Source organism: Rhodococcus sp. 7Tela_A2, from assembly GCF_049311045.1.
In the GTDB taxonomy this organism is placed as follows: domain Bacteria; phylum Actinomycetota; class Actinomycetes; order Mycobacteriales; family Mycobacteriaceae; genus Rhodococcus.
Window position 1 is genome coordinate 1 of sequence record NZ_JAXION010000137.1, and the last position, 10,408, is coordinate 10,408.

Genomic DNA, 10,408 nt, shown 5'->3' on the forward strand with positions numbered 1-10,408 from the left:
GCGCCCCGGCGGGGCGCGCCGGGGCGCGACGCGCTGGGCGGCGCGGTCCCGTTGCCGTCGTTGCTCTCGCATTCGACGGTCGAAGCGCTGGCTCGGAAGATCGCCGAGGGCGGGGGGTCCGGTCCGGAGTTCGGAACGCTGCTCCCGATCCGCGCGGAGGGCGACCTTCCCCCGGTCTTCTGCGTGCATCCGATCATCGGATTGTCGTGGTGCTACACCGCTCTCGCGCAGGAGATCGACCCGTCCGTACCCCTGTACGGAGTGCAGACCCCGCTCGAGGACCTACCGAACTCCCTCGACGACCTGGCGGCGCTCTACGTCGACGAGATACGCCGGATCCAGCCGGAGGGCCCGTATCGGCTGCTCGGATGGTCGCTGGGCGGTGTCATCGCGCATGCCATGGCGGTGCACCTCCAGGCCGCCGGCAGCGTAGTGGAAACACTGGTGATGCTCGACAGTTTCGCGGACACCGACACCGACGCCCCCGAGGAGCCGGAAGTACCGATGAGCGACGTGCTCGCCGGATTCGGCGTCGTTGAAGACGGTGACGGTGACGAACCGGCGGACCTCGCGGGGATCGTCCGGGTGGTCGCCGACCTCACCGGCACTACGGCCGAGGACACCGAACGGCTCGTGCGGCAACTGATGGACGCCGCCCGGCACAACGTTGTCCTGGCGGCCGGTCACCGGCCCGCACGGTTCGACGGTGACATCGTGTATTTCACCGCAGCCGAGGACGAAAGCCACGGGGCCGCAGGCTGGGCCGATGCCGTGAGCGGGCGAATCCATGACCATTCAGTGCCGGTCACCCACTGGCGCATGACTTCGACCGAGGCACTTGCCGTACTGGGTCCTCGCCTGCGTACTGTCTTCGCAACCCCATCCGACCCCAACCGACAGGGCGAACAAGCACGATGAATATGAACGTTCTGCGGCGAAGTAGCGCCTGCGTCATTGCCGCTTCGGCGCTCATCCTGGCGGGGGCACCCGCCACCGCCTCGCCCGGCGGGGAGGAGGTGCGGGTCGAGCAGGTCGAAGGAAACCGCTACGACATGCACGTGTACTCGGAGTCGATGGGCCGGGAGATCCCGTTCCAGCTGATCCGCCCGGCCGACACCAGCGTGCCGCGCCCGACGCTGTACCTGCTGAACGGCGCCGGCGGCGGCGAAGACGGCGCGAACTGGCTCAATCAGACGAAGATCCTCGACTTCCTCGCGGACAAGAACGTGAACGTCGTGATCCCCGCACAGGGCATGTTCACCTACTACACCGATTGGATGCGTGACGATCCGGTCGTGGGTGTCGCGAAGTGGGAGACGTTTCTGACACAGGAGCTTCCCCCGGTGGTCGACCGCGCACTGGGTACCACGGGTGTCAATGCGATCGCGGGACTGTCGATGGCAGGCACGTCGGTGCTCGACCTCGCAATCCAGGCGCCGGGACTGTATCGGGGCGTCGCCTCGTACAGCGGCTGTGCCCAAACCAGCGACCCCGTGGGCCAGGCGTATCTCCGGTCCGTCGTCGAAGTGATGGGTGAGACCGATGCTCGCAACATGTGGGGTCCGTACGACGGCGACGAATGGGCCCGGCACGATCCGACGGTCAACGCCGAAGGGCTGCGGGGGCTCTCCCTCTACATCTCGAACGGAAACGGTTTGCCCGGACCGCACGAGAACCCGGCACTGCCACGCACCCCACAGGCACCGCCGCTGCACGAGCAGGTCGTGATCGGCGGCGTGATCGAGGCGGCAACGAACGTCTGTACCCAACGGCTGGCCGAGCGGCTGGAAGAACTCGATATCCCCGCGACCTTCCACTTCCGTGAGAACGGCACGCACTCATGGGGTTACTGGGAGGACGAACTCCACCGTTCGTGGCCGCAATTGGCGGCGTCACTCGAACTCGGGAACTGACACGACGCGGGACGCCGAGACCGGCTGAACCCGCCCCGACAGAAAAGCTCGCGGGCCCGGGGGGGGGGGCCCCCCGGGCCCGCGAGCGTTTACTTCAGGACTGCTTACCTGCGACCGGGGGGCTTGATCCCGCCCTTGATCTGCAGTCCGCCCGGCTTCGCCTTCGGCGGGGCCGGTGCGTCGGCAGCGGGTGCCTTCGGCGCCTCGGGCGTCGTCTCCGACTCCGGTGCTCCGGGCGTCGTCTCCGACTCCGGTGCTCCGGGCGTCGTCTCAGACTCCGTAGCCGCCGACTCCGTCACCGGCTCGGTCGTCTCCGGATCGGAGTCGGCAGTCGGCTCGGGAGCAGATTCCGCAGCCGGCTCAGGAGCGGTCTCGGGTGCCGGTGCCGCCTTCTTTGCTCCCGGTCCCTTCAGGCCGCTCTTGAGCTGCAATCCGCCCGGCTTCGCCTTCGGGATTGCCGCGGCCTTCGGCTCCTCAGCTGCCGCAGCCTTCGGCTCCTCAGCTGCCGCAGCCTTCGGCTCCTCGGCTGCGGGAGCCGCGGGCGTCTCGGTTGCGGGCGTTTCGGCTGCGGGGGCCTCGGGTGCGGCCGGTGCTGCTGCTTTCTTGGCTCCGGGAGCCTTGAGGCCGCCCTTCATCTGCAGTCCGCCCGGCTTGGCCTTGGGAGCCGCAGTGGCCGCTGCCGGTGCGTCTGCTGCTGCCGGTGCGTCTGCGGCCTCCGCGGCGGGGGCCGCCGGTGCAGCGTCGGCCTTGGGTGCGGCCGGTGCTGCTGCCTTCTTGGCGCCCGGTCCCTTGAGACCGCCCTTCATCTGCAGTCCGCCCGGCTTCGCCTTCGGGACCGCGGCGGTATCCGTGGGTGATGCCTCGGCCGCGGGAGCATCCGCTGCCGGGGCGTCGGTCTTCGCGGAGGCTGCGGGTGCCGCTGTCTTCTTGGCGCCCGGTCCCTTGAGGCCGCCCTTCATCTGCAGTCCGCCCGGCTTGGCCTTCGGCGCTGCGGATGCTTCCGGAGCCGGTGCCTCGGCCGCAGGGGCCTCTGCGGCCGGAGCCGCTGTCTTCTTGGCACCCGGACCCTTGAGACCGCCCTTCATCTGCAGTCCGCCGGCCTTGGGTACGCCGGTGGTCTTCGGAGCGGCAGGAGTAGCTGCAGCGGCCTCGACGGCCTCCACACGCCCTTCCTCGACAGCCTCGGCGGTCTCCTCGACCTCGAGCTCGGACTTCGGCTCCTGGACGACCCTGAGGTTGTCGCTGAGCTTCGCCGCCTCGACGCGGGAGATCGACTCGAGCATGAGCTGCGCGACGTCGATGACCTCGACGCCTTCGCCCAGACCCTGCTCCTGACGGGCGGTGACGCCGTCCGTGAGCATGACGCGGCAGAACGGGCAGCCCGTCGCGATCTTCGAGGGGTTGGTCGTGAGCGCCTCGTCGACGCGATCGATGTTGATGCGCTTACCGATGCGCTCTTCCATCCACATGCGGGCGCCACCGGCACCACAGCACATCGAGCGTTCGCCGTGACGCGGCATCTCGACGAGCTTCGCGCCCGAGGCTTCCATCAGCTCACGCGGGGCGTTGTACACCTTGTTGTGCCGGCCGAGGAAGCACGGGTCGTGGTACGTGATGTCCTGGCTGACGGGCGCCACCTGCACGAGCTTCTTCGCACGGACCAGCCGGTTGAGCAGCTGCGTGTGGTGAACCACCTCGTAGGAGCCGCCGACCTGCGGGTACTCGTTGTTCAGAGTGTTGAAGCAGTGCGCGCAGGTGACGACGATCTTGCGCTTGCTCTGCTCGACACCGTCGAACACCCCGTTGAGGGTCTCGATGTTCTGCTGCGCCAACTGCTGGAACAGGAACTCGTTGCCCGCGCGACGAGCGGAGTCACCGCTGCAGGTCTCGTCGGCACCGAGCACCATGAACTTCACGCCGGCGGTCGCGAGCAACTCGGCGACAGCCTTCGTGGTCTTCTTCGCGCGGTCCTCGTAGGCACCGGCGCAACCGACCCAGAACAGGTAGTCGTAGCCCTCGAAGCTGTCCGCATCCTGGCCGAAGACCGGGATGTCGAACTCCATCTCGTTGATCCAGTTGAGACGGTCCTTGGCGTTCTGGCCCCAGGGGTTGCCCTTGTTCTCGAGGTTCTTGAACAGACCCGCGAGCTCGGACGGGAAGTCCGACTCGATGAGCACCTGGTAGCGGCGCATGTCGATGATGTGGTCGACGTGCTCGATGTCGACGGGGCACTGCTCCACGCACGCACCACAGTTGGTGCAGCTCCACAGCGTTTCGGTGTCGATGATCGGCGCGAGTTCGCCCGCCTCGACCATTGCCGTCGTGTCACCGACGAGCTTGCGCTCGGCTTCCGTGCGTGCCGCCGCCGGAATCTTGGCGAGCGCAGCCTCGTCGGCGTTGCCCTCCGCGTCCACGAGCCCGACCTCGTCGCCGCCGATGTCCTTGCGGCCACCGGCCAGCAGGTACGGCGCCTTGGCGTTGCCGTGGTCGCGCAGCGACGTGATCAGCAGCTTCGGCGACAGCGGCTTACCGGTGTTCCACGCGGGGCACTGCGACTGGCAGCGACCGCACTCGGTGCACGTGGTGAAGTCGAGCCAGCCCTTCCACGTGAAGTCTTCGATCCGGCCGGCACCGAAGGTGTCCTTGTCCGGGTCCGCTTCCTCCATGTCGATGGGCTTGCCACCCGACATCATCTGACGGGCAGCACCGAGGGCGACGCCGCCGTCGTCCTCACGCTTGAAGTAGATGTTGAAGAAGGCCGAGAAGCGGTGCCATGCGACACCCCACGTGATGTTGCGGCCGACGATGTAGAGCCACACCATGCCGGACATCAGCTTGACGAACGCGAACACCGACACCAGTTCGGGGCTCTCGGGAAGAATCCGGGCCACCTGCATCGTGAAGAAGTCGGTGTAGGCGTTGTGGTGGTGGTAGGTCGCGATCTTGCCGGCCTTCACCAGAATCATGCCGAGGCCCTCGAGGAGCACGACGGCCTCGACGAAGTACGCGGCCTTGAAGTTGGAGCCGCTGAAGCGCGACAACCGGCCGGGCTGACGCGGGTGATTGAGCTGGCGGATGGTGATCAGCGTCAGAATGCCGATCACGGTGCCGATGCCCAGGATCTCGTCGATGAAGTGGTAGACGGCCGTGTCGCCGATGATGGGCCAGTGGAAGTTCGGGTCGAACGTCTGGCCGTAGGCCTCGAACCAGACGATGGCGCCGAGCATGAAACCGACCATGACCAGCCAGTGCGCCCAGCCGACGGTACGGAACTTGGTCATCTTCGTGTGCGCGATGAACTCGACGAGCATCTGCTTGAAGCGCGGGAAGAACGGGCGCCACCGGTCCGGGGCCGGTTGGCCGACCCGGATGGTCTTGACCATCGTCCACGCGCCGCTGATGAACGCGAACCAACACACGAGGCTGAGCAGCACGCCGATCGTGCCCAACGTGATCGTCAGGGCATTCATACGTGGCCTTTCGTGTCGGGGGCAGCACCGGGCCGCCTGGTATAAGCCACCGCATCGTAACGCAGGATAAGTTACTGGCCGGTAACTTGGTGGAGAAACAGAGCCAGGTTACTAGCCGGTAACAACGTTCGTGCAGCGGGGATGTGTGTGCCCGGCCACGTTAGTGGTCAAACCTTCCACCTCATCTAGCCAGGCTCCCCTAACTGCGCGCCTTTTTGCCGCGACAGCCCTCGGGGCAACTCGACTCCGACCGGGTGAAGGGCGAAACAACTTATATAACAAATGGAGTGTGACGTCGGTTATGATTCGCCCCGGACGTGGCATCCGGACAGTGGGTTCATCGTCGGGGGGTCTGGATGTGCCACGCGAACAGGGAAAATGGGGGCGTCCCTCGGGCGTGCGCCATGTCACAGAACGGAATCACATGAAGCTCAAGAAGCTTGCCATCGTCGCGACGATGACTGCCGCCGCTATGGGGATCACGGCCGGCACTTCCTACGCAGCTCCGGCCGCCCCGTCGGCCGAAGACAAAATCAACTACGAGGTCCGGCCCGAGGGCGACTCGGTCGTGACCGTGATCGACGCGGGCTCGTTCACCATCTCCGGTGACGGCACGCAGGTCGAACTGCAGGACAACGACGGTAACGCCGTCATCAGCCTGCCTCTCGCCGTCCAGCTGGGCGATCTCCAGCTTCCGTTCGAGCGTGAAATCAGCGAAGACGGCAAGACGCTGACCCTCACTCCGGTCGTCGACCCGTCGAAGGCGACGCCGGTCGAACCCGAAGACAAGGTCGCGATGGGGATCACGCCTGTCGGCCTGAAGCTGTCGGACGTTGCGTCGCCCGACGAGAACCTCAAGGCCCAGCAGAACTTCGTGTCGCAGCTGGGCATGGCGACCGCGATCGGCACCGTCGCAGGCGCCATCATCGGGTGTGTTGTCGGAGCTATCCCCGGGAGCATCATTCCGGGTGCCGGCACCATCCTCGGGTGCGCAGGCGGCGCAGGCGTCGGCGGCACCATCGGAGCCTTCGTCGCAGGCGGTCCGACGGCAGTCATCGCCGGTATCGGAGTCGTCGAGACGCTTCTGGCGGCTCCCGGCACTAGCCAGTGGGCGAAGTAGCACTCTGCACGCAGGCAACGGCCCCGTCACCTCCCCGGTGACGGGGCCGTTTTCTGTCATTGCCGGAGAGACTGCGTGAGAAGTGGCGGCGGGGGGACGGTCGACAGCCGCCCGTCGTGGACTTCGGCGACTCGGTCTGCGGCGGCGAGGAGGGAGCGGTCGTGCGTGACCAGAATTGTGGCGGTGTGCCTTTCACGTGACAGACGGGTGATCAAGTCGACAATTTCCTCGCCACGCTCCTGATCGAGGGCGCTGGTCGGTTCGTCGACCAGAAGCACGGTCGGGTCGTTCATCAGGGCACGCGCGATGTTGACCCGCTGGCGCTGGCCGCCCGACAACGCGTGCGGTCTGCGGTCGGCGTGATCCGCCATGCCGACGGCGTCGAGCAGGGCCATCCCGCGGGGCACAGCCTCGCGGGTCGAACGCCCGTCTATCCATGCCATCATCTGCAGCTGCTCGAGGGCGGTGAGGGAGGGTACGAGGTTCGACTGCTGGAAGACGATCCCGATCGTGCGCCGACGCAATTCCGCGAGCCGGGCGCGGGGCAGGCCGGAGGTGTCGATGCCGTCGATCACGACCGACCCGGAATCGGGAGCGATCAGGGTGGCGGCCACCGCGAGCAGGCTGGACTTACCGGAACCGGACGGTCCGACCACTGCGGTGACGCTTCCGGCAGGCACGTCGAGTGTGACGTCGTCGAGGGCGAGCACACGGTCGTCGCCGTCGGCGTAGGTGAGCGAGATATCGGTCAGGATCAGACTCATCGGGCACTTCCCAGGGCGGTGAGGGGGTCGACGGAGGTGATACGGCGAACGGCGACGGCCGCACCGAGCGAACCGAGCACGATCATCACGGCGGCCGGGATCAGAAGGGTGGCCGGCGTCAGCGCGAACGGAACGGTCCCGGACAGTGCCGCACCGGCAGCGGCCGCGAGAGCAGTGCCGAGCGCGGTACCCGTGGTGAGTAGGACGAGGGCTTGCCCGAGCGCATCACGGACGAGGCGGCCGGTAGAGGCACCCAGGGCTTCGAGCACGGCGATGTCGCCGCTTCGCTGGATCGTCCAGACGGTGAAGAAGGCGCCGATGACGAGCGCGGAGATGGCGAAGAGGAATCCTCGCATCAACTGGAGCGAGCCGTTCTCCGACGCGTAGGAACCGATAGCGGACAGCGATGCGCTCTTCGAGACCGTCGTCGTTCCCGCGAGACGGTCGGTGGCGGTGGCGTCGAAGTCAGCAGTGGTGCGGAGCGCGACGAACGTGGCGGTCCGCTCCGTGCCGGTGCCACCGGGGGGTGCGATGTGTCTCCACGTGCCCAGGTCGATCCAGATCACCGGAAGGTGACCGAAGGATTCTTCGCCGTGCACCGCACCGACCTTCAGATCGCGTCCGGCCACGGTGATCGCGTCGCCCGGCCCCACGCCGAGGCTCTCGGCGACCGGAGTGGTCAACACCGCGGTGTCCTCGCCGGCGGCGGCGCCGCCCGGAACGAGGGGCGAACCGGGCCGGACACCGAATGCGGACACGGTGAGGCCCGATTCCCCGGCCGCCGCCTTGGCCGTGGAGATTCCTACCGGCTCGGCGCTGCTCACGCCTTCGGTGGTGGCCACTCGCCGCCACTGGCTTTCGGTGACGACCGACTCCGCATACGACAAGTCCTGTCCGTTCGCGGGGGTATCGAAGGCGATGTGGTCGGCGGGCAGGGCCGTGATCGCGCCGGTGTTCTGTCGGCCGAGACCGGCGGTGAGGCCGGACAGCAATCCGACCAGCAGAGTGATCAGTACGACGACGGATCCCATCAGGGCGAATCGGCCCTTGGCGAATCTCAGGTCTCTCCAGGCAACGAACACGGTGCGGCTGCTTTCTCGGGGGAACGGTGTGCCCTCCACTCTTGCCGCGTGGGAGCGGAAGGACATCCGGCAGGAGAGGGGACTTCGCAGGCCGAAGGAGGCGCGCCCGGTTGTATCTTTCGATGGATGTGCAGCCCGCTGCGCGCCCGTACGCTCGACTGACAGTGAATACGTTGACCCCTACAGTCCGGCTCCTGGCGTGGTGCCTTCATCTGCTCGTTGCCGGGTTGCTCGCACTCGCCGTAGTTCGGGCATTCGCGGATTCGGCACCCGACGCGGGACTCGTTGCCGCCGTGGCGGCGATGGCAGCGGTGACCTACGGTCTCGGACCCCTGCTGCCCGCCGTCGGCCGGTCCTACGCCGGAGCCGTCTTATGGCTCTCCGCGGTGGGGGCGGTGTGGCTGGTGCTTCTGACGCTCTCGCCGGAGGCAGTCTGGCTGGCGTTCCCTCTCTATTTCGTACAGCTGCACCTGCTGCCCCGCCGCAGCGGGCTCGTTGCGGTACTGCTCACCACCGCGGCGGCGGTCGTCGGCTTCTCGATCCACCAGGGTGCCTTCAGCCCGGCCACCGCCATCGGGCCCTCGCTGGGTGCCGCGGTGGCGGTGGCAGTGGTGTGGAGCTACCAGGCGTTGTACCGGGAAAGCGAGCAACGCCGGATGCTCATCGACGAACTCACCGCCACACGTGCGGATCTCGCGGCCGCCCAGCACAGTGCCGGGGTTCTCGAAGAACGTGAACGACTCGCACGCGAGATCCACGACACCCTGGCACAGGGGCTGTCGAGTATCCAGCTTCTGCTGCGTGCAGCCGAGCGGGCTCTGCCCCAACGGGTGGACGTCGCTGCCGGCTATGTCGGCCGCGCGCGTTCGGTCGCTGTGGACAACCTCGGAGAGGCGCGACGTTTCGTGGCGGCGCTCTCTCCTCCGGCTCTGGACGGCACCACGCCGGCGGGCGCGCTGGAGCGACTGTGCGCGACAACGACCGACCGGCATCACATCGACGCCCGCTTTCACCTCCGCGGTGCTCCGGTCGGCCTCCCGCCCGAGTACGAAGTCGCGTTGCTCCGGGTGGCTCAATCGGCGCTCGCGAACACCACCCTTCACTCCGGGGCAACCGGTGTCGATGTGACCCTCGGCTTCGGGGACGACCGCGTATCGGTGGACATCACCGACGACGGAGTGGGCTTCGATCAGCGGTCGGTGTCCGAACCTGCGCCCGGGAGCGGTTTCGGGCTGGAGGCGATGCGCGCCCGCGTGGACGATCTGGGAGGTACGTTCACCGTGCGATCCGTCGACGGCGAGGGGACCTCGATCACCGCTGTTCTTCCGCTTCCATCCGAATCGTCTTCCGAGAGGCATCTGTGAGCGCCGGCCCGATCCGCGTACTGCTCGCCGACGATCATCCGGTCGTCCGGGCGGGTTTGCGTGCAGTCCTCGAGACGGAGCCGGGAATCGAGGTCGTCGCCGAGGCGGCGACTGCCGAGGACGCGGTGGCCCGGGCGACCAGCTCCGACGTCGACGTGGTCGTGATGGATCTGCAGTTCGGGCGTGGACGGATGTCTGGTGCTGCCGCGACGGCCGCCATCACGTCGCGTCCCGGAGCTCCGCACGTCGTCATCGTCACCACTTATGGCACCGACGCCGACACACTGCCGGCGATCGAGGCCGGTGCCACCGGCTATCTGCTCAAGGACGCGCCTCCGGAGGAGTTGGCGGCCGCGATCCGTACCGCGGCGTCCGGTCGCACGACTCTCGCTCCGGCAGTGGCCGATCGGCTCGTCCATCGTCTTCGCGCCCCGGGCACGTCGTTGACCGGCCGGGAGGTCGAGGTTCTCGGGCTGGTCGCGGAGGGGCTGTCGAACCACCGCATCGCGCAGCGACTGCACCTCACCGAGGGCACGGTGAAATCCCATCTCGCACGTATCTATAGCAAGCTCGGGGTCGATTCGCGCACGGCTGCGGTGGCGTCGGCTACCGAACTCGGATACATGCGGCGTTGACCGCGGAGCCGATGACGCCAGGTACAGAAAAGAGGGCCCCCCACAGCCACCGCAGGCGGG

General features: G+C 67.4%; 8 protein-coding genes. 5 read left to right on the forward strand and 3 right to left on the reverse strand.

Annotation, left to right across the window (positions count from 1 at the left end; all coding sequences use genetic code 11):
* Window positions 1–918 (forward strand): thioesterase domain-containing protein (locus TVH25_RS18935; protein ID WP_422425198.1); only part of this gene is annotated, 918 nt, incomplete at its 5' end.
* A complete protein-coding gene (locus tag TVH25_RS18940) occupies window positions 915–1,913 on the forward strand; it encodes an alpha/beta hydrolase (RefSeq protein ID WP_296550511.1) in 999 nt (332 codons plus the stop codon). The genes TVH25_RS18935 and TVH25_RS18940, both read left to right, overlap by 4 nt.
* Window positions 1,914–2,017: 104 nt before the next feature.
* Here TVH25_RS18940 and TVH25_RS18945 read toward each other — a convergent pair whose 3' ends face one another.
* Window positions 2,018–5,383, reverse strand: coding sequence for a heterodisulfide reductase-related iron-sulfur binding cluster (locus TVH25_RS18945; RefSeq protein ID WP_422425200.1), 3,366 nt, complete (start codon window positions 5,381–5,383; stop codon window positions 2,018–2,020).
* Window positions 5,384–5,807: 424 nt separating this feature from the next.
* Here TVH25_RS18945 and TVH25_RS18950 point away from each other — a divergent pair, with 424 nt between their 5' ends.
* The gene (locus TVH25_RS18950) at window positions 5,808–6,503 is read left to right on the forward strand and encodes an ammonium transporter (protein ID WP_296550513.1); all 696 of its coding nucleotides are present in this window, start codon (window positions 5,808–5,810) and stop codon (window positions 6,501–6,503) included.
* Between the two features lie 56 nt (window positions 6,504–6,559).
* Here the strand turns inward: TVH25_RS18950 and TVH25_RS18955 are convergent, their stop codons facing one another.
* Entirely contained in the window at window positions 6,560–7,267 is a 708-nt protein-coding gene (locus TVH25_RS18955) for an ABC transporter ATP-binding protein (RefSeq protein ID WP_422425202.1), read from the reverse strand.
* Window positions 7,264–8,349 (reverse strand): ABC transporter permease, encoded by a 1,086-nt coding sequence (locus TVH25_RS18960; RefSeq protein ID WP_422425204.1) that lies wholly within the window; start codon window positions 8,347–8,349, stop codon window positions 7,264–7,266. Before TVH25_RS18960 ends, TVH25_RS18955 begins: the two co-directional genes overlap by 4 nt.
* 164 nt (window positions 8,350–8,513) lie before the next feature.
* Here TVH25_RS18960 and TVH25_RS18965 point away from each other — a divergent pair, with 164 nt between their 5' ends.
* Both TVH25_RS18965 and TVH25_RS18970 read left to right on the forward strand, forming a co-directional pair.
* Window positions 8,514–9,713 carry a sensor histidine kinase gene (locus tag TVH25_RS18965; RefSeq protein WP_422425205.1) on the forward strand — a complete coding sequence of 400 codons (1,200 nt, stop codon included), beginning with the start codon at window positions 8,514–8,516 and terminating at the stop codon, window positions 9,711–9,713.
* On the forward strand, window positions 9,710–10,348 hold the full coding sequence (locus TVH25_RS18970; RefSeq protein WP_296550517.1) for a response regulator: 639 nt from the start codon (window positions 9,710–9,712) through the stop codon (window positions 10,346–10,348). Before TVH25_RS18965 ends, TVH25_RS18970 begins: the two co-directional genes overlap by 4 nt.
* The last annotated feature ends 60 nt before the right edge of the window (window positions 10,349–10,408 follow it).